The organism is Prosthecobacter sp. SYSU 5D2, assembly GCF_039655865.1.
Taxonomy (GTDB): domain Bacteria; phylum Verrucomicrobiota; class Verrucomicrobiia; order Verrucomicrobiales; family Verrucomicrobiaceae; genus Prosthecobacter.
The window spans coordinates 1-23,214 of record NZ_JBBYXL010000008.1 but is presented as its reverse complement, the minus strand read 5'-3'; the positions used below and the strand labels follow the sequence as shown (position 1 = coordinate 23,214).

19 protein-coding genes are annotated in these 23,214 nt (G+C 61.7%); 18 read left to right on the top strand and 1 reads right to left on the bottom strand.

Translation table 11 applies throughout. The features are described 5' to 3' along the window. The first annotated feature begins 20 nt into the window (after positions 1–20). The 15 genes from WJU23_RS14600 to WJU23_RS14530 all read left to right on the top strand — a co-directional run bounded on the left by WJU23_RS14600 (position 21) and on the right by WJU23_RS14530 (position 18,318). Positions 21–383, top strand: coding sequence for a hypothetical protein (locus WJU23_RS14600; RefSeq protein ID WP_346333335.1), 363 nt, complete (start codon positions 21–23; stop codon positions 381–383). Next, entirely contained in the window at positions 367–2,082 is a 1,716-nt protein-coding gene (locus WJU23_RS14595) for a portal protein (protein ID WP_346333334.1), read from the top strand. Before WJU23_RS14600 ends, WJU23_RS14595 begins: the two co-directional genes overlap by 17 nt. 110 nt (positions 2,083–2,192) lie before the next feature. Next, entirely contained in the window at positions 2,193–2,462 is a 270-nt protein-coding gene (locus WJU23_RS14590; RefSeq protein WP_346333333.1) for a hypothetical protein, read from the top strand. A gap of 43 nt (positions 2,463–2,505) precedes the next feature. Continuing rightward, positions 2,506–2,805, top strand: a complete 300-nt coding sequence (locus tag WJU23_RS14585) for a hypothetical protein (protein WP_346333332.1) — start codon at positions 2,506–2,508, stop codon at positions 2,803–2,805. 26 nt (positions 2,806–2,831) lie between these two features. Further along, the gene (locus WJU23_RS14580) at positions 2,832–3,431 is read left to right on the top strand and encodes a hypothetical protein (protein ID WP_346333331.1); all 600 of its coding nucleotides are present in this window, start codon (positions 2,832–2,834) and stop codon (positions 3,429–3,431) included. A gap of 137 nt (positions 3,432–3,568) precedes the next feature. Then, positions 3,569–4,501 carry a hypothetical protein gene (locus tag WJU23_RS14575; RefSeq protein WP_346333330.1) on the top strand — a complete coding sequence of 311 codons (933 nt, stop codon included), beginning with the start codon at positions 3,569–3,571 and terminating at the stop codon, positions 4,499–4,501. Between the two features lie 402 nt (positions 4,502–4,903). Then, positions 4,904–5,788: a phage capsid protein gene (locus WJU23_RS14570; protein ID WP_346333329.1), complete on the top strand. Its 885-nt coding sequence runs from the start codon at positions 4,904–4,906 to the stop codon at positions 5,786–5,788. A gap of 119 nt (positions 5,789–5,907) precedes the next feature. Continuing rightward, on the top strand, positions 5,908–6,381 hold the full coding sequence (locus WJU23_RS14565) for a hypothetical protein (protein ID WP_346333328.1): 474 nt from the start codon (positions 5,908–5,910) through the stop codon (positions 6,379–6,381). A 141-nt stretch (positions 6,382–6,522) separates the two neighbouring features. Beyond that, a complete protein-coding gene (locus tag WJU23_RS14560) occupies positions 6,523–7,383 on the top strand; it encodes a hypothetical protein (protein ID WP_346333327.1) in 861 nt (286 codons plus the stop codon). Between the two features lie 19 nt (positions 7,384–7,402). Further along, positions 7,403–10,753, top strand: a complete 3,351-nt coding sequence (locus tag WJU23_RS14555; RefSeq protein WP_346333326.1) for a hypothetical protein — start codon at positions 7,403–7,405, stop codon at positions 10,751–10,753. A gap of 32 nt (positions 10,754–10,785) precedes the next feature. Next, on the top strand, positions 10,786–11,196 hold the full coding sequence (locus tag WJU23_RS14550; RefSeq protein WP_346333325.1) for a hypothetical protein: 411 nt from the start codon (positions 10,786–10,788) through the stop codon (positions 11,194–11,196). Further along, positions 11,186–11,791, top strand: coding sequence for a hypothetical protein (locus WJU23_RS14545; RefSeq protein ID WP_346333324.1), 606 nt, complete (start codon positions 11,186–11,188; stop codon positions 11,789–11,791). The genes WJU23_RS14550 and WJU23_RS14545 overlap by 11 nt, the downstream gene beginning before the upstream one ends. Before the next feature lie 109 nt (positions 11,792–11,900). Beyond that, positions 11,901–13,610: a hypothetical protein gene (locus tag WJU23_RS14540; RefSeq protein WP_346333323.1), complete on the top strand. Its 1,710-nt coding sequence runs from the start codon at positions 11,901–11,903 to the stop codon at positions 13,608–13,610. Next, on the top strand, positions 13,591–17,904 hold the full coding sequence (locus tag WJU23_RS14535; RefSeq protein WP_346333322.1) for a hypothetical protein: 4,314 nt from the start codon (positions 13,591–13,593) through the stop codon (positions 17,902–17,904). The genes WJU23_RS14540 and WJU23_RS14535 overlap by 20 nt, the downstream gene beginning before the upstream one ends. A 15-nt stretch (positions 17,905–17,919) precedes the next feature. Then, the gene (locus tag WJU23_RS14530; RefSeq protein ID WP_346333321.1) at positions 17,920–18,318 is read left to right on the top strand and encodes a hypothetical protein; all 399 of its coding nucleotides are present in this window, start codon (positions 17,920–17,922) and stop codon (positions 18,316–18,318) included. Between the two features lie 784 nt (positions 18,319–19,102). Here the strand turns inward: WJU23_RS14530 and WJU23_RS14525 are convergent. Beyond that, the gene (locus WJU23_RS14525) at positions 19,103–19,771 is read right to left on the bottom strand and encodes a hypothetical protein (protein ID WP_346333320.1); all 669 of its coding nucleotides are present in this window, start codon (positions 19,769–19,771) and stop codon (positions 19,103–19,105) included. On the opposite strand from WJU23_RS14525, the gene WJU23_RS14520 reads away from it, so the two are divergent. The 3 genes from WJU23_RS14520 (at position 19,758) to WJU23_RS14510 (ending at position 23,162) form a co-directional block, all read left to right on the top strand. Further along, positions 19,758–20,531: a hypothetical protein gene (locus WJU23_RS14520; RefSeq protein WP_346333319.1), complete on the top strand. Its 774-nt coding sequence runs from the start codon at positions 19,758–19,760 to the stop codon at positions 20,529–20,531. The genes WJU23_RS14525 and WJU23_RS14520 overlap by 14 nt on opposite strands. A 291-nt stretch (positions 20,532–20,822) precedes the next feature. After that, entirely contained in the window at positions 20,823–22,265 is a 1,443-nt protein-coding gene (locus tag WJU23_RS14515) for an IS4 family transposase (RefSeq protein ID WP_346333318.1), read from the top strand. Between the two features lie 15 nt (positions 22,266–22,280). Continuing rightward, complete coding sequence (locus WJU23_RS14510; protein WP_346333317.1) at positions 22,281–23,162, top strand: hypothetical protein; 882 nt, start codon at positions 22,281–22,283, stop codon at positions 23,160–23,162. Positions 23,163–23,214: the final 52 nt, after the last annotated feature.

Genomic DNA, 23,214 nt, shown 5'->3' with positions numbered 1-23,214 from the left:
TTGATCCGCCTACCTTGGCGATGCGGAGCGAATATTTTGATCTGATTCCGGGGGGCGGGCCTGCGCTGGCGGGCTGCGATGTGCATTTGGGCAGGTGCCTTTTCAAGGGTGGGGCGAAGGAGCCGGATCCGCCGCCGCGGACGGTGGCGCCGGTGCGGGCGGAGGGGCCGGTGGAGGATGAGGTGGCGCGACGTGCTGCCCGGCGCCGGGGGCTGCAGGATACGATCTTTGGCGATGGCTTCGGCACGGGGGCGGGTCGCCTGGCGCTGGGGCAGGGGAGCCTGCTGGGGCCGGCGGGGAGCGGGCCGGTGAATGGGAAAACGAAGGCGAACGGGAATGCAAACTCGAACCTGGGAGGCTTGACTTATGGAGGCGAACCCTGATCAAAACATGGCGCTGCGGGCGCGGAAGATCTGCCGCCGGTGGCAGGAGATGAGCGGGGCGCTGTCCGTGTGGAGGGCGCAGTGGCAGGAGATCGCGGATCTGATGATGCCGCGCAAGGCGGGCATGACGGCGCAGGTGATGACGCCGGGCGCGGGGAAGGAGGCGCGGCTGTTTGACACGACGGCGGGGGATGCGCTGATGACGATGGCGGGCGGCCTGATGAGCTGGACGACGCCGGCGAATGAGGCGTGGTTTAACTTTCAGCCGGTGGCGGGTCTGCGGGACCGGGACCCGGTGAAGCTGTGGCTGGCGGACTGCTCGCAGAGGCAGCTGGAGCTGCTGGCGAATTCGTCTTTTTACACGGAGCGGCATGAGGATCTGCTGAACCACTGCTGCTTTGGCCTGTCGGCAATGTATGTGGGGCTGGAGGGAGGACGGCTGCGGTTTGAATCGCTGCCGGTGGGGAGTTTTGCGATCGAGGAGAATGCGTTTGGGGAGGTGGACACGCTGTTCCGGGAGATGGACCTGACGGCGCGGCAGGCGGTGGAGATGTTTGGCGAGGAGCGGCTGCCGCCGAAGATCCTGGCGTGCTGGCGGCAGGAGGAGAAGGCGGGGCAGATGTTTAAATTCATCCATGCGGTGTATCCGCGGGAGGAGGGGGAGCGGCCGCAGGGGGCGGGGCGGCTGGCGGACTGGGGGAAGGCGTGGGCGTCCTGCTATGTGGAGTGCGGGGAGAAGGTGCTGGTGAAGGAGAGCGGGTATGACAGCTTCCCCTTCAGCGTGGGGCGGTATTTGAAGTGGTCGGCCCTGGGCTGCAAGTCGCCCTATGGCTATGGGCCGGGCTTTGCGGCGCTGCCGGATGTGCGGCAGGTGAACTTCCTGCAGATGATGATGGATGTGGCGGCGGAGAAGATGGTGCGTCCGGCGATGATCGCGCCGGAGGAGATGGAGGGGGATCTGATTTTGTCCGCAGGGGGCATCACGTACATGCCGTCCAGCCTGGGCGTGGAGCGGTGGCCGCGGCCGGTGCAGCAGGTGGGGGATTATGGCATTGGCCATGACCGCATCCGCATGCGGCAGGAGGCGATCCGGACGAAGTTTCACTACGATCTTTTCAATCTGTTTGCGAAGCTGGACCGGCCGCAGATGACGGCGCGGGAGGTGGCGGAGCGGGCGGCGGAGAAGATCACGCTGATCACGCCGGCCTTCTCCCGGCTGGTGGCGGAAAAGGATACGCCGATGCTGCAGCGGCTGTTTACGCTGTCGGCGGAGGCGGGCCTCTTTGCCCCGCCGCCGGCGGAGGCGGTGGAGGGGATGGAGGGCTACATGATGCGGGTGCCGACGCCGTCCGTGGACTATACCTCGCGCCTGGCGCTGGCGGTGCAGCAACTGCATCACGGGGCGTTTGAGCGGCAGCTGGAGGGGGACATGGCGGTGGCGCGCTTTGACCCTTCGGTGATGGACAACTACAACTGGGACGCGATCTCCCGCGACCGGGCGCGCAGCAACGGGATGCCGGTGGGCTGGCTGCGGGAGGAGAAGGCGGTGGCGCAGATGCGGCAGGCACGCGCGGACGCGGCTGCTGCTGCCCAGGGCCTGGAGATGGCGCAGCGGGCCTCCCAGGCGGTGAAGAACGTGGGCGGCCCGGAGCAGGCCGGGAAGATGCTGGAAGGCCTGGCGGGAGGCGGCCTAACGTGATGTGTGGCAAGGTGTGCGCGGCCGGCGGCAGGTGAAATGACGGACGGATAATAATCCGGACACTCTTTAACGATGTTTGACACTCTTGACAAAATTTGACCTTTTTTCCTATGGCCGCTTATTCGAAAGACCTGTGCATCATTGAGCTGGATGAAGCCTCTCGCCTGCCGGGGGTGCGGGGGCGGGTGGTGGCGGCTTTTCTGGAGGGCATCCTGTGCTTTCAGTTTCGCTTTCGCTGCAAGGCGCGGTCGGGGCGGGTGCGGCGGTTTGAGGATCGTGTGGCGCTGCCGCGGGATGCGGATGAGGCGGTGGCGAGGGAGATGGCGGAGGCGCAGTTTCAGCGCTTTTTAAACACGGTGGGAAAACTCATGAGGGACTGACGGACGGCGGATGGCCTAATCAATGAAGTGACAGGAAAAATTTATGACAGCAGACGATAAAAAACAACGGGAGGAGCGGCTGCGCGCGGCTTGGCGGCGGCTGGCGGCGGAGCGGGCTTTCCAGGAGGTCTTTAACCTGGACCTGCAGGTGGCTTTCAGCCCTGTGGGGGCGTGCTTCCGGGCGGAGGACGGGTGGAATGAGCGGGCGGCGGCCTACCGGGACGGGCAGCGGTCCGTCATCGCCCACATGGCGCGGCGGCTGGGCCTGGCAGCGGCGGCGCTGGATGCGGACGACGATGAGGATGAGGCCGCTGCGGCGGCGAAACCGGTGGAGTCTTTATAACGCTGAACCTGATCTTGACGATGACTATGAATCTGAAAATCCTGAAAGACGGCACGGTGATGAAGGACGGGGCGGTGCTGGGCACGATCCTGAAAGGGGTGATGACGCCGCGTGTGCCGCTATCCAATGCGGTGAAGGGGGCGGTGCGGCGCACGGCGCGGAATGCGCGGCTGCGCTTTGCGGTGCCGGAGGCGGTGGCGGCGGAGGATGCGACAGGTGGAGATGATACGCATGCTGTTAGGCCGGATGTACCGGGCTGGGAGGCGGCACTTTCGGATGCGCAACTGCTGGACCTGGTGCGGCGGCGGGGGCTGGCGGCGCAGGCGGCGGAAGCAGGGGCGAGGGCGGTGAACGTGCCGGACCGCAAGGCGGCTGCGCGTCCGGCGCTGCCGGGCCGGAGGTCGCTGCCGGTGATGCTGGAGCGGGTGGCGCGTGGGGAGATTCCGCCACCGCCACCCACGGGTCCGGAGGGGGACCGCACACCGGCGTTTGTGGAGTGGTTCCGCCATTATGGGACGGCGGAGCAGTTTGAGGCGCAGTATGGCGGCCGGCAGATCGGCGAGACGGGCGCACCGGCGGGCACACGGACGTGGCTGCGCAATGAGCTGGCGGATGACGGGGAGTGAGACGGACGGGGAGGGGGGGCTTGACGGGGCTTGACGGGGAGGAGTCAGACGGGTCAGACATGTCTGACCCGTCTGACCGGAGGGGATTTAGGATATCGGAACACAATGGGTAACATCACATTAGAAACGAAACGGATATGAAAAAACACATCACACTTTGGAATGAGGACGACGGGGATGCGCCAGGCTACGGAGGTGGCGGTGGCGCTACGGAGGCGGTGGCGGTTTCTACGGCAGCGGATGGGGGCGCCGGTCAAGACTCGCGTCAAGGCGGGGAGGGGTTTGATTTTCGGGCGGCGCTGGATGAGCGGGGAAATTTCCGGGCGGGCTGGGACCAGGGTTTGCCGGCGGATCTGCGGGACCAGGCGGCGGGGGCGCTGGCGAAGTACCAGTCGCCCCTGGAGCTGGTGCGGGGCCTGGCGAATGCGCAGCGGCTCATCGGCCAGCGGCCGCAGGTGCGCCCACCGGGCGCGGATGCGCGACCGGAGGAGGTGAGCGCGTGGCGCCGGTCCCTGGGCGTGCCGGAGACGCCGGAGGGCTACGGCATCCAGCGGCCGGAGAGCCTGCCGGACGGGGTGGAATGGAGCGATGAAGCGGTGGTGCAGTTTTCCGGCCTGGCCCATGAGCTGAACCTGACCCCGGCGCAGGTGCAGAAGCTGGTGGACTATGATGCGGGCCGCCAGGCGCAGGCCGCACAGACGGCGCAGGCGCGGCTGGGGGATTACCTGGCGCGGGGTCGCGCGGAGCTGGAGCAGGAGTGGGGGGAGCGGCTGCAGACGAATGTGGGCCGCGCGGTGCAGACGGCGCAGGCGCTGGGCCTGGACCCGAATGATCCGGAGATCTCCAACAGCCCGAAGATCCTGAAGGCGCTCTTTGCTGCGTCGCGCCTCATGCAGGAGGACCGTCTGTCCGCCGCTGGCCGAAGTGGTGCCGGCATGACGGGCGCGCAGCAGGCGGAGGACATCCGCCTGAATCCCAACAACCCCTGGCACGCGGCCTACATGGGCCGGGAAGGGAAGGACCGGCAGTCGCAAGCGCAGGCGTGGATGGACGGGCTGAGGAGGCAGTAGGGGGCAGTATTCAGTATTCAGTATTCAGTATTCAGTATTCAGAGGGCGTGGGGCTTGGGGGGACCGTTTTTTGGGACAGGATTGACAGGATTTTGAAGGGGGCTGGTTTTATGGAGCCTTGTTGCATCCATTGTTAGGCTTTGCTGGATGGGTCGGACAGGTCGGACTTGTCTTGGGGGCTGCGTGGGATCTGTTTTTTTCTTCGTTTTCCGGTTGACTTGATTCGGGTTGATCCGCCCGGTGGGGGGAGAGTCAGAGCGGCCTTGGCGATGCTGAGATACCCGCGACGCACCCGTTGGAGCGGCCTGCTTTTTTTGGCAGACACCCGCGAGAAGGGACCTTTTACAAACCCGGCCTATGCACTGCGACTCGGTTCAGATGCCTTTTTTCTCGCTCACGATTATGCCATTCCAAGTACCGCAATTTTTCACCACTGATTTCTCCCGCAACTGGGAGATGCTGGCGCAGCAGAAGGACTCGCGCCTGGGGCCGACGGTGACGGCCGATTCCTTCTTCGGCAAACGCAAGAAGTATAACCAGCTCGATGTGGGCGAAATGACGGAGGTGACGGACCGCAAGGGCGTGACGCCGGACCATGACACGACGGGCCGGGCCTACTGGATCTACCGCCGGAAGTTCCACTTCACCCGCACGTGGGATGAGGATGACAGCCTGAACCTGGGCCAGGTGGCGCTGCCGGACTCGGATGAAATGCAGAGCGCGGTGGCGGCGGGGAACCGGACGAAGGACAAGGTGATCATCCAGGCCTTTGACGGCAGCCGCAAGGTGGAGGACTGCGGCACGGAGGAGGAGGCCTTTAACCTGGCGGGGACGCAGCAGGTGGCAGCCAATTACGGCGGCTCCAACTCGGGCCTGACGGTGGAAAAGATCATCCGGGCGAAGAAGATCCTGGATGAGAATGAGGTGGATGACGGGGACCGCTTTTTTGTGGTGGCCTCCCACCAGCTCAATGAGGACATGCTGACCTCGGAGAAGATCACCAGCGGGGATTACATGCAGGTGAAGGCGCTCATTGACGGGCAGGTGGACAGGTTCGCCGGGTTCACGTTTGTGCGCTCGGAGCAGCTGCCGAAGAGCGGGCAGATCCGCTCGGCCTTTGCCTACCACAAGTCCGGCATCAAGTGGGCGGACAACGGGCGCTCCACGCATGTGGACATCCGTGCGGACAAGAACCATGCGGTGCAGATGCGGGCGGTGTACCGCATGGGGGCGGTGCGCACGGAGGACAAACGAATCGTCCGCGTGCTGTGCGACGAGGCTCCGTGAGCTCGTGCCTGGCTGAACTGAAACGGCTAACCAAAGGGATGACCGGGGGCGGTGTGAGAGCCGCCCCTGGGAGTCCGGTCAAAATTTAACGAAACACTGCAAAATAACAGATTACGATTATGGCTAATGTTTACACAGACTACGCGGAGGCGCAAAAGGCGGCGCTGAAGGACTTTTCGGCAGCTCCGAACCTTCGCCAGCATGGCGGGGATTTGAAGTTCATGGATGTGGAGGTCACGGCTGTCATGGATACGGACGATCCTCTCCACCTGCTGCGCCTGCCAAAGGGGGCACGGCTGGTGCCGGAGCTTTGCTCGGTGACTTTTGGCAACCCTGGCGCGGCGCTGACGGGCAAGATCGGGCTCTTCACGGATGAGGGGGTGCAAGTGGGCGTGGATGCCATCCTGACCACGCTGGCCACGGGGGGTGCGGCGGGCCACAAACGCTTCGATGAAGCCACGACCAAGGGGCCTTACTGGCTGGCTCCGGTGCCGATGGCGGATGATGCCTGGGTGGTGGTGACCTGGACCGAGGCCAGTACGACGCAGCTGTCCCACAAGCAGACCTGGCACCTGGCCTATGTGATGGGCTGATCCCCGCCGCAGACGGCTGGCGGTGAGGACGGGCGCGTGCAATGGCCCGCAGGGGGTGATGACCCTGCGGGCCCTCTTTCAAGGATGATGCAATGCGATGCCAAGCGATATTAACTGATGCACAAGGAAAGGTAACGGACGATGACTGAAACTGAAATCGCCAATCTGGCCCTGTCCTTTCTGGGCTCCAGGCTGCAGACGGCGGATGTGGCCACGGAGACGACGAAGGAGGCGGTGACCTGCCGCAAGTGGCTCGCGGCGGCGCGGGATGAGTGCCTGATCTCGCACCCGTGGAATTTTGCGATGGTGAGGAAGCGCCTGGCGGTCGCGTTCCAGGCCATTGAAACCATTGAGGACTCCGCACCGCCGCCTCCGCCTGAGGAAGGCCTCCTGCATGTGCCGGGGGCGATTTTGGTGGAGGTGACGGATCATGGACTGGTGACGGGGGACCGTGTCTGCATCCGGGATGCGGGGAGGGCGGACGGGCGGTATTTCATCACCCGGGTGGACGATGATTACTTCACGCTGGATGGCACTGTCCATAGCGGCACGTATGCGGCGGGCGGCAGGGCGGCCCGGGTGCCGCCGTTCGGCTGGGCGTGGCGGTTTGACCTGCCGGCGGACTGCCTGGCGGTGCGCACGGTGAATGGTGGTGAGGGCAATGAGGAGGACTCCGTGCCGTATGAAATCGAGGGCCGGGTGCTGCTGATGGACGCTGAAATCCTGGAGCTGAAATACACGGCGCAGATCACCGATACTGCCCTGTGGAGCCAGAACTTCACCAATGCCTTTGCGCTGCTGCTGGCGTCCTGCATCGCGCAGGATCTGACGGGGCCTGCGGGCCGGGCGATGGAGCTGCGGCAGCAGTATGAGCGGGTGGTCGCGCCGCTGGCCAAGTCGAAGGATTCCAAGCAGGGGAAGGGCCGGGTGCGTGACCCGGATTACAACTCCCGCGTGCTGGCGGCGCGGCGCGGGGCGGGATTCCTGGGCGGTGCGGACTGATCTTTTTTTTCTCTATTTTATGGCCTACGTTCACTTACTGAAAGAGTCCTTCAACGGCGGTGAGATCTCGCCCCTGCTGACGGCGCGTGTTTCCTCACCGGCGCACGCCAATGGCTGCGCGAAGCTGGAAAATTTCATTCCGCGCGTGCAGGGCGGGGTGTTTAAGCGGCCGGGTCTGGAGTACATCGGCCGGCCCAAGGGTGGCGATGGCGCAGCAACGCGCCTGTTCGGCTTCAAGCGCAGCACGGACATCAATTACATGCTGGAGATCGGGACAGAATACATCCGCATCTGGAGCGGCGGGGCCTCTCCGGCCATTGTGCCCGTGACAATCAATACCACGCCAGGGACCACGGTGCCTGACAATGCGAATCCTTGGTTAGGCAGTGCCAGCAGCGGGGCCTGGGCAAACAGTACGTCCTATGCCGTGGATGACCAGGTGACCAGCAGCGGCACGGTCTTCCGGTGCCGTCGTGCGCATGGCTCCGACCCAACCACAAGGCCTGGTACTGCTGCGGAGCATCGCTGGGGGAGATACTGGCAGGAGATTCCCTTTTATAAGGTGGGGGACATGGTGAGCAGCGGCGGCAACGCGTACTACTGCACCACCCGGCATTATCCTTCCGCCGTGTTTGCCACGGATGCGGCCTTCTGGCGGGTGATGGTGGACATTCCGGCCACGACCACGGCGGTGTATGAAATCCCGACGCCCTATCAGATGGATGAGCTTGACGACCTGAAGTTCTGCCAGCTCAATGACGTGCTTTTCATCGCGCATCCAAACCACCCGCCCGCCCGGCTGACGCGGCGCGGTGAGAATAACTGGGAGTTTGTGCCCGTGCCGTTTTCATACGCCCCGGCTCTGGATGTGAATGAGACGTCCACCAGCCTGCAGGTGCAGTTTGACGGCATCCCCAACTTTGGCCTGCCCTGGGTGGCAGGAACGGTCTATGTGGAGGGCGACCGCGTGCATGGAAGGGAAGGCTCAAGCGTTGCAAACTCAGTCTATGAATGCATTGACGGCCATACGGCATCCGCTGCGGGCACGGTTGGCAATGAGCCCGGAGTCGGCGTTTCCGGCACCGGCTCGCCCTGGACGGACAAATGGACGCTCATCTCCGCCTCCGGTTATGACCCGGGCGACCGGGTGATCGCTGTGGACACCACGGTATCCAATCCTTTCAACGGCCAGGTCTTCACCTGCCACACAGGCTACAATCCCGGCAGCACGGCCAATGATGAACCGGGGATCGGCTCCGCGTGGCAGAACTATTGGAACGAGGGCACCAGCAAGGTGGCGTATGCAGTCTGGAAGACCAATGTGGACTACGAGGTGGGAGACTTCGCCCGCGATGGCAAAGTGGTCTATGAGTGCATCCGTGATCATAAGTCACGGGCGGCTTCCGCCATCACGGGCAGCGGCGGGCGCGTGGGCACCCAGACCGTGCCAGGAAACCGCCCAGGTAAAGGCAAGGGCTGGGTGCGCTTCTGGCGTGTGGCACGGTCAGACACCGACCTCGAGGGCTTGAAATTTGCCCTCTTTGCCACGGAGGAGGTGTTCACCGCTGAAGATGTGGGGACGATCTGGCAGCTGGAGCTGGGCACGGGCGGCATCTATGAGAGCCTGACCGTTCCGGACTCAGACAGGGCCGATACGGGTAACCACCCGCTTTTCATTCAGGGCGGCTTCACCCTGGAGACTGCATGGGCAACGTCGGATTCCATGGAGGGGGCCCTGACTCTTGAAGAGTCTGTGGACGGCGTGAACTGGAACGTGGTGAAGCAGTGGACCATCGCCAGCAAGACGGAACTGAACATCTCCTACGCCGGGGAAAGCCCGTCTGTGGGCGCATGGTACCGGGTGGCGGCGAATGCGCTCACGCCGAATGCGCAGACCAAGATCAAGCTCCAGGCAGCGGAAAGCGTTTACAAGCTGCCTTTCCGCATCACTGGTTATGTAGAGGGGACGAAGGTGACCGGAGATCTGATCATGCCGAATGACCGCCTGCCGCCCGGCATGGCCATCGGCGTGTCCACCACCCTGTGGCGCAAGCCCGCGTTCAGTGCAGAGAACGGCTATCCTTCCACCGTGGCCTTTCATGAATCCCGCCTGTGGTGGGGCGGCACGGCCGGGCATCCCACACGCATCTGGGGCAGCCATGTGGATGACTTTTATATCTATTTGTTAGGCGGGCTGGATACGGACGGCATTGATATCAGCCTCGCCGCCGTGGAGGCCAATCAGATCCTGTGGATGACCAGCTTTAACCGCGCCCTGGTCATCGGCACCAGCGGGGATGAATGGACGGTGGACGGCGGGGAAACAGACGAGGCCTTGAAGCCGTCCAACATCCGCGCCCGCCGCCGCACGCGCTATGGATCGTCTGGACTGGCACCCATCCTGACCGGGGATGCGCTGCTGTGGGTGCAGCGGGGAGGGACAAGGCTGCGGGAGTTTACGTATGTTTTTCAGAAAGATGGCTATGAGGCACCGGATCTCACGGCGCTGGCGGAGCACATCAGTGCAGAGGGCGCATTTTCAGTCATCGCTCTACAGTCTGCGCCAGAACCTATTGTTTGGGCAACAAACGGGCTATATCTTTTCAGTTTTTCATACAACCGAGAACAGCAGGTAACCGCTTGGGCGCGACACATCGTTACAGGAGGCGTTCAGGGGCTGGGCGTTATGTATAGCAACGACATAGCCTGTGATGAAGTCTGGGTGGCTACCGAAAATCAGGGGTTATTGAGATTTAATCGCCGCACAATGCTGACGTTTTTCGGACCTTCGAAAGACCTGTTAAACAACGATCCAACCGAATCTTGCTTCGTGGACTTAGGTAGCCTGGTTGAAGGGGATGGAATATCATTCCCTCTCCCTGAGAATTTAACCGCTTATGACGCGCAGTCGCTTAGATTTTGGGATGGCATCACAGCCGCCGTGCCAACCTCTATTGATTATGAGGAAGGGACATTCACTGTGGATAATTTCGGCGTCTCGCCAGGATGGATTGGACTGCCGATAATATCTTTGATGGAAACTTCCGAAATCGCATTCCCGCTTAAGAATGGGACATCTTACGGGCGCCCTATGCGCCTTATCTCTGTGGACCTTGGGCTATTTAAGTCGTTGGGAGGCAGCGTTGCGGTGCCTGTTTATGACCCGCTGACGTATGACGTAACGCAGTACCAGCCCATTCTTTACGATGCCAACAACAATCAGACATTTGGCAATTTCTCAGGAAAGACGGGCAGTCAGGCTTTAGGAGCGAACTACACCAGAACCCTTAAAGTCAGAGTGAGGTCCGATGACGGCGCCCCCTTCAACCTCCTCTCCATGGTCGTCAAAACCGAAGTGGAGGAGACTTGACAAGCCGTAAGTTGATCCGCCTGATGCCTCTCATGATCCACGTACGCCAGGTCACACCGCAGGACATGCCCATGCTGCGCGGCTGGGCAGCGCAGCGCGGGCTGGAGCTGCATGACCCGCTGCTTTCCCCTTACGGCTTCCTGGCCACGGGTGCGGATGATGCGCCCGTCATGGCCGTCTGGGCTTACATGATTCTGGACGTACCCATCATTCAGTTAGACCACCTGCTCTCCGCCCCCGGCTCCAACATGGCCGGCATCCGCGAGGCCTGGTCCGCCATCGCAGACGCCGTGGCCGCGTGGATGCGGGAGCTCAATGCCAGGTCCGCCCTCGGTTACTGCCTCATCCGCGCCTTCACCGCCCCCCGCATCGCTGCGGAGGCCGCCCGCCACGGCTGGCACCACGCAGATTCACCCCTTCACTGCATCCATTATGTCCTTTGACCTCCTCTTCCACTTCACGCCCCTGCTGGGCACCTTTGGCATCACCGAGATCCCCGCCCTCATCGCCCTGTATTCAGGCATCGCCAGCGCCGCCGCGGGCGGCTACAGCGCCTATGCCTCCAGCCAGGCGCAAAAGACCCAGGCGGAGCAGACGCAGATGAATGCCGAGGCGCAGCGGGATGCCCTGGTCACCGAGCGCGCCCGCAAGGCGCAGGAGGCCGCCGAAAACTCCCGCCGCCTGGCCCTCCAGGAGCGCCGGGAGCGCGCCTCCGTGCTGGCAGAGCAGGGGGCCAGCGGCGTCATGACCACCACCGGCACGCCCCTGGCCATCATGGCGGATACGCTCGCCTTCCAGCAGGAGCGGCGTGCGGACATCGTCAACCGCGCCCGGCTGGACCAGTGGCAGCTCGGGGCGGAGGGGCAGGCGCTCATGCAGGAGGCCGGCAGCCACGCCCGCTCCCTGCGCAGCCAGGCCGGGGCCTCCCTCGTCAGCGGCATCCTCGGCGCAGCCCAGTCCGGCCTCAGCACCTATGACCGCCTGGCCCCGGCCAGAAAGACCACCCTCCCCGCCACCACCCCAGGCACCGTCGGCTGACCCGCCTGCCACCGCCATACCGCACCTCCCGTTAGGCCAGCCTTGAAAAAAGCACCCAGGACCAGGGCAGGAGTCATCATCATAAAATCACACTTTCCAATAGAATCCTATGGCAAACATCCCCCTCTTTCATCCCGGCTCCCGGCTGGTGGACAGCGGCCAGCGCACCGCCCGCGTCGCCCAGCTCACCGCAGACACCTCCGGTGCCGCCTGGGGCCAGGTGGCCGCGCAGGCCGGGCGCATGGTCACGGACCATGCCATGGAGCGGCGGCGGGAAAAGGACGCCGTGGTCATGATCGGCCTGGAGGGAAAGATGCAGGAGATGGCCCTGCAGCAGCGGCAGTTCCAGCAGCAGGAGCCGGACCCCGACCAGTGGGAGACGCACTGGCAGAAGCTGAAGACCGACTTTGAAAGCCAGGCGCTGGGCCAGGCGGACCTCTCCCGCGCCGCCAGCCGCGCCATGGCCCACACCCTGGCCCGCTACTCCCAGGGCCACGCCCTGCGCATCCGCGAAGCCGCCGGCCACCAGTCCCGGCAGCGCCTGGCCGCCGCCGTCACCGCCCGCATCCAGGCCGCCCGGACGCCGGAGGAAGTCGCCCAAGTCCGCCCCCTGGCCCACCTTGGCGGCATGGCCGATGAGGACTTTGACGCCCTCGCCATCCCTGCCCAAAAGGAAAAGGGGCTGCAGCAGGTGCGGGCAGGATCCCTGGCTCTGGTCAGGAAAAACGGCATGGCCGGGCTGGCGCAGGCCCAGAGCCTCGTGGACGGCAGCCCTTACCTTTCACCGGGAGAAAAGGAGGCGATGAATAACGAGATCGGTCATGAGGCCAGGAAGTCTGACATCCTGGCCACGGTGCGTGAAAATCCGCATGCAGCCCTCCAGCAGGCAAAAGCGCTCGGCGGCGCTGCGGAAAAGGAGATCCAAAATCTGGCTGCGGGGCGCATCCAGGAGCTGCGCGCCGAGACGCTGGGCCGCTACAAGGAAAGCATCTACCAGGGCGGGCTGCCAGACAGGAAGGAACTGGAGTCAGACCCCAACCTCACGCCCTATGACCGGGCGGTCATCATGGACTTTGCCAGCTCCGGGCCCGCCAATGACCCGGTGGGATACGCCAGCCTTTATGCAGAGGCGGCCGGTTTCCAGGGCAGTGAAGGCTCGCCCGGCTATGCCGTCCTGGACCAGCGCATCCACATGGCCCTGGACGGGGAGCCGAAGACCATGCTCCAGACCCGGCTCCGGGAGAGTGTGAACGGGAAAAAGCATCCTGCGATGAAGAACTCCAGAAGGGAGATCTATGCCATGATGAAAGCCGACATGAAGGCCGGCCGGTTCGGCACCTGGGAAAGGCCGCTGCTGCAGGCCCGGGGCCTGTCCCAGACCATGCGCAGCAAGGTGGATGCAATGAAAGCCACGCTGGAAAAGGAGAAAGGCGCCCTGTGGTGGACGGAAAAGAAAGACCCTGATGAACTGGAGCGGGAGGCACGCAGCGCTGTCTATCAGCAGGAGGTGGCCGGGCGGCCCGGGCCGCCGCCGGTGGAGACCTTCATGGTCATTGACGAAGACCTGAAATCCCAGGCTCTGCACCGCTACCAGGACCTGGTGATGGCCATGGAACAGTGGGAGGCGGACCATCCCAAAGCCATGCCCCAGGACCTGCGCGCGGCCTATGGCCGGCTCACGGTCAGGTATCGCTCCTTCGCCCCCCTGGCACCCCCGGAGACGCCGCCTTTGCCCCATTTAAGCGCATCGGGAGCCATCCCGGCCAATGATCTGAAGCAAGCCTACAAAGCCCTCAATTATGCCCCACCTGGAAACTGACGCCCTCGCCATCAGCCGGTCCTTTGACAGCATGCCGGAGGACGCAAAGCTCCTGGCATCCCGCTGGATGAAAGGCTACCGCGACCAGCAGTTTGAGCTGGGAGAGCCATTGTTTCCATCCCAGGAAAGAGCCCTCATGGAGCGCCGCGACACCCTTCGCAGCCTTTATACCGGCGGCCTTGAGGCCGTGCCCGTTGAGGTCTCCCCTTGGAGCCAGGACCCGGACTTCGAGCGCGCCACCACCGCCAACGTTCAGTTCCTCCAGTCCCGATACCCGGATTACCATCCCGACCGGCATGAATACTTTCTGGCCGATTATGGGCTGCAAAAATTCCAGGACCCGGATCTGGATGACAAAGCCTTTTACGGCGCGGTGCAGGGTGTGATGAAGCAGGAGGTGAAGGTGGAGGGGATGCAGATCGGCGCGGCCCAGGCTGCTTATGATGCCGTCACCATCGGCAAGCCCATGCTCACGGCCTTGAACGAATGGCAGGGCGTGGACCAGGGCCCGCAGACGCAGGACAAGCTGGACATGACACCGCTGTTCATGCAGGCTTATACCAGTTTCGCCAGTGACCTGGGCAAGCTCAAGGGCACCGTGGACTGGCTGGAGAAGGAGCTGAAGCTGGTGTCCAAACAGGAGGATTACACCCCGGAATACGTCCGTTATCTCCAGTATGGCGGAGACATTGCGCCAGACAAGCTGCCTAACAACAGGCACTTCGATTTTAAGCCGTCCATCCAGGCGTTGCTGGCCGTCCCCAGAGAACACCGGGAGAAGGTTCTGGATGCTCTCGCACGCAGGCAGCCGGATGCGGCCAAGGATGACAATGCGGCTGCACGCCTGGCGCAGTTCTTTGAGCGCGGCGTGGAATCACTGCTTGTGGAGGGCGGGACGGGTTTGAAAAACATGGCGCTTGATCTGATCACGTTTCCTGGGCTGGCACCAGAGGACATGCCTGATTATGATGAAGAGGACGCGGCGGAAGATGCCCGCCAAAGGGACTACGAGACCCTCCGTGTCCAGTTGCGGGAGATCGGCCAGCGCCTGGCACCGATCAAAGACGTGCGTGCGCTGAGCCTGAACTTTGGCGGGGCGGCGCAGTCCGCGCCCACCACCCTGGCCGCCTTTGTCCCCTATGCCGGTCCTGCCATGATCATCGGCCAGTTCCGCCAGGAGGGCATCGCCAAACTGCTGCAGGACAATCCGGGCATGGATTACGAGACGGCGGCGGGCATTTCCAATATCGCAGCTCCCATCCAGGGGCTGTCTTCGGTCTTTGTCAGCAAGCTGACCTTTGGCAGGACACCCGCCTTTGGCGCGTTTTTGAACTCGCCCATGCTGACCGCTCGCGGGCTGGCCACGCGTTTTGGCAGCCGCGTCGTGGTGGGAACAGGTGGGGAATATGTGGATGAAAACCTCCAGTTTGTGACCCCACTTTTTTTGCAGGAAGCGGCCGCCGCCCTGTCCCAGGACATTCCGCATGTGAACTGGCCTGCCCGGCTTGCCGAGCTGAAGGGCATGCAATGGGAGATCATCTCCACCGCGCTGCCGCTGGTGCTCATCGGCTCCGGAGCAGGCTCCATCCGGGACCTCAACAACGGCCGTTCCCTCGTGCGTGACCGGGAGGCCCTCATCGCCGCCGGGTACGCGCCGGAGGTGGCTGCCACCATCCGCAGAACGGTGGAGGGGGGCGACCTGCGCGCTGCCGAAGCGATGATGCGCGAGCAGATGGATACCGCCACCCCAGAGCAGCGGCAGGCAGCGGCGAATGAGTACATGCGCCGGCTGAATGTGCAAACACGGGCCGTGGGGCAACTGGAGCTCAACGGCACCCTGGCCACCGTGCGGCCCACCGCCAACGGCTGGCAGGTGCGCCGTGAGCAGCGCGCCGTCGCCGAGTTTCCCACCTTCGAGGCAGCCGATGCCGCCCGCTGGGCAGACGCTCGCGAGCGCAACCTGCATGTCCATGACCTCTACCGGGAGACCATTTCCCGCATCGAGCGCCAACTCAAGGAAGGCCAGGAAAACATCATCATCTTTTCGGATGAAAGGATGACGCCGGAGACCGCCGTGGAGCGCGGCCTGGCCAAGCCGGAGCAGCTCACCAGACGCCAGGCCCAAAGCCGGGCGCTGGATGAAGGCCGGCTGGAAAACGACACCTACCGCCAAGCCACCGCCGAGGCCGCTGCTGAAGGCGACCCCACCCCCGCCTACGTCATCCTCGGGGCCAACTCCATCGAGCATGCCGACGGCGTCTCCCGCGCCATCATCCGGCTTTTCAAAGGAGCCACCCCGCATGACCTCATCGAGGAGTTTGCCGAAGTCGGTGTCAAACGCGCCACCACTCCAGAAGCACGGCGGGACCTGCTGGCTGACCTGCGCGATGCCGAGGCCAAAATCCAGGCCGCCGAGACCGCCGCCGGAGAGACCGCCACGCCGCTCTTCCGCACGCAGAACGATGCAGAGATTGAAGACTCCGACCTCATCGAGGCCTTCAGCCACCTGGCCAAAAGCTACTACAGCAACGAGGCATCGGGCAAACACACTCAACGTTATGTCCAGGCCCTGCGCCAGGCCGTGACCGGCTCCGGAGCCTTCAAATGGATAAGCGCCCTGGGGTCCAAGCTGGGCAACGTACTGAAGCGCGCCGAGATGATCCGCCAGGTGCAAAACGGCCCCGGCTTCACCCCCGAGCTAGAGACCCTCATCCGCCAGTCCGTGGGCCTGAAGGACCGGGTGGTCTCCCCGTCGGCTGTGACGCCTAACCAAAAGCAGTCGCACCTGGAGGCGGTTGCGCAGGTAGTGGAGGGGATTAGCGGCGTGACGTTTAGCCTGCGTCCAAGGCTTGAGCAGACGGAGTTTAACCAGCCAGCCAAAGCGCCTCCTGTTCAGGGTATCCAGCCCATCGGTATTGAGGATCTCAGGGGTAAAGCAGCGATGGATGCTGGGCGGGTATGGCTCAAACAAGAGGGAAAGAGGCTTGCGGCATCCATGCCATCCCCCTTTGTGCTTTCGGGCCAGGGTTTGGGTAAACTGGCACGCGTAAAATTGGAGGGGGGGGAGCTGGTGAACGCACACTTTCAAGCCATCGGTGCGCTGCCTGAATTGCTTGCGAATTCTGAAGTGATGGCCCGCACTCCCGACCGAGAGGGAGGTGATAGTGTGGCCTTTTATGAGCGTCGTTATGCCTGGGCCCTTTTTCCTGATGGCCAGCGGCGGCATGTTTTGATGACGGTGCGATATCTGCTGGAAACAGCAGAGCCCCCAAGGATGTATTCCCTGGAGGCCCTGGAGGTCCGCGACGCATCGGAAGCTTTCCGCGATGGGATGTCGCGCGGACAAACGACCCCGCCATCGGCTGCAACCGAGCTTGATGTTAATTTGGCAGATTTCATGGCAGGAGTCAAGCCGGAGCATAAAGAAGCCACCGCAAGCGAAACCACTTTTTCCCTGTCCCGCGCCGACGACCTGGGAGCCGTCTCCGCCGCCCTGGATGAGCGCAGCGCCGCCGACCCACAGATGCGGCCCACCCTGCTTCAGCGTGGGGCGGAGCACCTGGCCGCCGCCCGCAGCGCCTGGACCGCGCACCTGGAAAAACCCGCCACCGGGCCTAACCAACAGTCTGCCCAGGAGCAGGCCCTGCGCAGCCTGGATGCCATCCACACCCTGCTGCCGCCGGAAGCCCGCGCCCGCCTCGGCGGCTTCATCCAGACCGATGCCCTGGCCACCCCCGAAGCCCGCCACACCGAGATCGAAAAACGCTTCACCCAGCTCGCCAGTCTGCTACCGCAGGCCGCACATCAGTCGTTTGACACAGCCGATGTGGCACCCATAAGACCCGCAGGCGAAAACAGCCCCCTGCTTGGTGCAAACAAAAAAATCATCGAGGTCTTTGGCGGGAAGTCCAGCAAGATCCCAGGTGCAACAAACGTGGACATCATCGCCGAAAACGGGATTAGAGATTCCGCAGCCAATTTAGCCAGTCATTTTCCGCCGGAAAGCCAGGATGTCATCGTGGCCAGCAATCCGCGAGGCATCATGCTAAATGACTGGCTCAAGAATGCGGCGAGTGTACTGAAACCAGACGGGCGCATTGTAATTAATGGGACAAAGTCAAATAAGTGCATTCGTCTGCCATCGGATGCTGAACTTAGTGCGATGGGCCTGGAAATCGTTGAGAAGTGGATACCTCTTTCCGAAGAGTTTAAAGGACAAACGTTCCACAGAATTGAAGGTGGAAGCATTCCTTCAGCCTCCATTCGGACTTGTATTTTGCGCAGGAAAAAGTAACTGTAGAAAAACTCTATGAAGATATTTGCGAACCACTTTGATGATCTGGATTTCATGGATTGCACCTACGCTGGAATCACCGTCGGACGTGATCTCACACGCATTGAAGTTGTCGGGGGACTGCTGATCGAGCCAGGCCATCCAGCGTTTGCAAGTAAGGGAGCCAATGCGGCATCGGCCGTGCTTGTCTTTCGCGGTGTGTCCAGATGGCACAAGGTATCTCATCCCTATTTGAAGACGCTGAACGAAGCGGAATTTGGCGATCAGGTGACTGAGGTTTTTGAATGGCCGCCTAATCCGGCGGCACCCGCCGGACAACAATATTCCATCGAAGGTATTCACAATGGGAAACCAGCTTCCTGGGTGGACATTGACATCACCGCAGAAGGTTTCGAATTGCACCTGCATGAATAGTCGGAACGCTGTCGAATCTTGACAGAATTGATATTCCGATGCTTGCCTTTTGATAGGGGGAAACGTTGTTCTAAGCTGACCCCATTTCATTTGAAAGTGGTGGCCGTTCCCTGCTGGGCTGCCTCAGCGCTTAATCATCTCCAGTTGCGCCACTGTGATGACTTGGTCCGTGATGGCGGTCATAAATATGAAAGGAGGCAAAAGGGGTTCAGAGAACCGATATTTGTAAGCCCGAGCAGTACCTGCCCTTTCAAGGACATGGCCTCGCCCTGGTTCACAAAACTCATTTATGTGTTTTTGAAAAGTCGCAATAGATACGTTCGGCCGACTCAGAATTGCAGCTAATGGCTTGATCACATCAGTAGGATGAAAGTATCCTAAAGCATCAGTGGCCGAGCCAGAAGCACTTGCGCATGCCAATATGACCTTTTCATAAAGGGCGTCCTTGTGCGCACTATAAAAATGGTTATTCCGACTTTTCCGTGTGATCGATCTGGGCCAAAAACGCCTGGAAACAGCCTGGGGCCGTCATCCTGGAGCAATCTCAGTGCCTTTCATCTGACGCTCCGCACCCCGGCTGCATTCCCCTCGAAACCCCAGCGGCAAGCCTGTACTTATGGGGTTTCGAGGAGAATACAGCCCCTCCAAAGCCACCGATCAATCACACGCTAATCTCGGAAGAACCATAAAAATTGTCCAAGTATGCTTCGTGAAAGGGAAAGAAAACGGGTTCAGGCGACACGAAACCTGACCAGAATAGCACTGCATTAAAGTCGCTTTGGGATCAGGTGGAACCGCTGGTGCGCATGTTCAGGGAGGCGATTAGGCAAATGAGTGTTACGATAATAATCATGATGGAGTAACCCCGCGACAGCAGGTCCCCGAATTTTGCGCCTGATGGCAGATATAAGCCCAGTAGAAAGAAGACAACCATGAAGGATAAAAAGGCCAATCCCAAGAACGCACCACCTGCCTGGACAATGGTCTCCTCGAAAGCGCTGCGAGTAAGCCCCAAACGATCTATCGGCGAGTTAGACCCTGAGAGCACAGAAGCGAGAAACAGTGCGGCACTCAAAAGCGTGGCATTCACGGGACGCGTCAACCAGAAACCCCTTTGTTTCTGTGGTGGCTCGTCCTGCGGCCCATCTAATGAATGCGGTGATTCGGCATCTGGTGCAATTGCCCTGGCCGTGACCTCCCATTCACAGGCCGGGCAGGTGACCTTAATGCCTGCCATGTGATCTGGAACCTCAATGGGTCTGGCGCAGTGAATGCAACAAAACTTCAGCATAGCGGTGAACAAAAGTGGAATTTGATCTATGGAACTGCGATCAATAAGGCGTCTATAAGGCGGAAAGTCAAAAAAATGGTTACTCAGACCTTTTGTGGGGCAAATGGGGTCATGAATACGGATCATGGCCAGCGGCACGGCATCCACCTTGACCACGGCCATTCCGCTGGCCACCGGCATCGGCGTGCCATCCGTGGCGCTGGGTTATGTGAACATGGAAGCCAATGAGCTGCTCACGGAGTATCCGGACCTGGACCCGGCGGATGCCCTGAAAGTGGCGGTTCCCAGCGGGCTCATCCAGGCGGGCATGGACAAGGCGCAACTGTTCGGCGCATTCCAATATGCCCCGAATGTGAGGCAGCTCTTCACAGGTCATGCCACCAAAGAAATGATGAAGCGGATGGCGCTCCAAGGGGGTGCCCTGGCGGCGGGTGAAAACATCGTCGAGGGCGCGCAGGACCTCACCACCCCGGTGATCCACCAGCTTGTGGCGGACCTCACCCAGTCCCTGCCGGACAGGGACTGGGTGCTTGAAAACGAGAGGTTCTGGAAGAGCCGGCCTGATGTCGCCCTCGGGATGCTGCCGCTCTTATTGTTAGGCGTCGGAGGCAATACGATGGCTAACCGGGCGGACATCAACGCCCTCCTCAGCAACAACCTGGAACTGGCCTCCGCCGGATTCATTGAGTCCGACCGCATCCCCATCATGGAGCTGGCCGCAGAGGGGCGGACGGAAGAGGCGCAGGCGCTTTTGCAGGATGCCTACAGCCGCCGCTCACCCGAGTTAGCGGCGCAGATGGGGAATGAGCAGGCGGCCAATGTGATCTCTGCGCAGAAGGCCGTGGCTGCCGCTGAGGCCGCCGGAAAACGGGGTCAGTGTGCGGCAATTGACAGAATTAATATTTCGATGCCTTGCCATTAGATTGAGGCATTCGTCGGGCTCACAGCGGTCTGCCTTTTCTGTCAAAAGTCGCACACTGGAAACGGGGTCAGTGGAAACGGGGTCAGTGGAAACGCCCATTCCCCACGGTGTCAGGGTGCGACAATTGACAGATTTAATATTTTGATGCCTTGCCATTAGATTGGCATTGGTCGGTCTCACAGCAGTCTGCCATTTTGTCAAAAGTCGCACACTGACCCGAATGGCACTGAATTAAGGCCGCTTTGGGATAAAATCGAGCATGGTTTTTCCGTGTCGATTCGTTGAGGATCAATGGCTGCGCATACGAAGTTCTTTCCCTCGTTTCACCGGCATCTTTTCGGGCGGCCACCGCTCAGTGGCAGACAGCAGATTGAGCGCAAAGCACGCGAGGCTGACCAGCTCTGTCTGACTCAGTTGCTCACGCTCTTTGAAGAGGTCCTGCCTCCGTCTCTGGCAGGCTACAAGACGAGCCATGGCTGCAACAGTCGCAACCGCATCTACACGCCGCTGGTCACTTTCTGGGCCTTCCTCTCGCAGACTCTGGATGCCGATGGCAGTTGCCGCCGTGCGGTCACGCGCGTGCAGACCTTGTGCTCCGCACTCGGAATGAAGCTTCCCGACCAGGACACGGGCGCTTACTGCACGGCACGGGCACGGCTGCCCATTCGCCTGCTCATCAAGGTTCACACGCACATTGTTGAGAAGCTCGGAGCAATGCCGCGTGAAGGCCGTCGTGTGCTGGTGATGGATGGCACCAGCATCCGCATGCCTGACACCAAGGAGAACGCCGCTGTCTACGCGCAGGCCCCGCAGCAAAAGCCCGGCTGCGGGTTCCCGCTGATGCCAGTTCTGGGACTCTTCGATCTCCATGGCGGCACCTGGATCGCTGCGGTCAAAAGCAAGCCGAGAGCGCACGATGCATTGCTGGCCTGGCGCATGCTCAAGCATCTGCGCAGTGGCGACATCCTGCTGGCTGATCGTGCCTTTGGCTCTTACGCCTTCATCGCCGCGTGCAAGGCGCGTGGCGTCGATGTGGTCATGCGGCTGCATCAGGCGCGGGACCCGCAGCTGGAAAAGGGCAAACGCATGGGCGACAACGACTGGCACGTCACCTGGAATCGCCCGCTGCAAGCGCCCAAGGGACAGCACAAAGCACGTCATGCCGCACTGCCCGCCACGCTGGAGCTGCGCCTGGTCAAGGTGCAAAGCACCAGCCCCGGCTTCCGCACGCAGGAACTGCAGGTCGTCACCACGCTGCGCGACACCACGGCGATCTGCGGCGTGCAGATCGCCGCGTGGTATCGGCAGCGCTGGCAGGTGGAACTCTACTTTGATGACATCAAGACCAGCCTGCACATGCACGCGCTGCGCTGCAAGACACCGCACATGGTCGTGCGCGAACTGCTCATGCACATGATCGCCTACAACCTCGTGCGGCATCTCATGGTCAGCGCCGAACCGATGCGTGAACTCAAGGCCAAAGGTGTTCTGTCGTTTAAAGGCACCCTGGACCGGCTCGACCAATGGCAGTGGGCCATCTGGAGTGCACCGAGCGCCAAACAAGCCCGTCAACGGCGTGACGTGCTGCTGCAAACCATCGCCGATGACGCGGTGCCACTAAGACCCGGAAGAAAGGAACCACGCGTATGCAAAGACCGGCAAAACAAATACACCTTCATGACCAAACCACGTCACCTTTACGACCTCCAAGATGACCTTGCCCATGCGTCCTAATCCGGCCTTAATTCAGTGCCATTCCACACTGACCCCATTCCCCATGCTGAAGCAGCCGGGTTTGACAGGAAAAACTTCGGCGGGCAGATGATCTCCCATCTGGACAAGGAAATCCTGGCCATGGCCAACCGTGTGGGCACATCGGCCGGAGCGGCCAAAGATTTTTTCCAATACATCTGGGAGGCACCTGGCAACATCATGGGGCAGCTTTCCTCCCCGTTCCATGGCAAGCCGGAAAACCCGGACTACACGGAAAAGCGATACCGGCTGAGCGAGGCCCGCGATGAATTGTGGAACCTGGTCAATTCAGACATTGATCCGCTGAGACCCACCGTCGGCTGGCTGAATGATACCGTGGAGATGGGGCTGGTGCAGGCGCCCGGGGCCGTGCTGCCATCCGTCGCGGTTTCTTTGACAGGGCCCTATGCCGCCATCCCCCTGTTTGCGCTTGATTTTACCGAGGCAAACCGCCTGGAGGCTTTGCGGCGCGGCGTGGACCGTGAGCATGCGCCCGTCATCGGCGCGGTCGCCGCCCCGTTGCAGGCTGCCACAGAATATCTTTCCATGATATTCAGTCTCGGCAGGTTCAAGCCTTTGGCAAAAGCCCTGTCTCGCTTCAGCGCTCCCACCAGCTGGTCGGTGGGCCGTTATTTGCAGAATGCCGGGGCCTCCCTGGCGGTCGAGTTTCCGACAGAGCAGTTGCAGGGCAATGCCATCCTGCCCGCCGTCCAGGAGGGGGGGAACGGGGTCAGGGTGCGACAATTGACAGATTTAATATTTCGATGCTTTGCCATTAGATTGAGACATTCGTCATTCTCACAGCAGTCTGCCATTTTGTCAAAAGTCGCACCCTTCTCTGAAAAAAAGGCGTCAAGCGGAAAATGGCTGGATCCTTGATTTTATGCGGCTTCGAGCGTCGTGAACCGTGCGCGTCGTGAATACTCTCCAT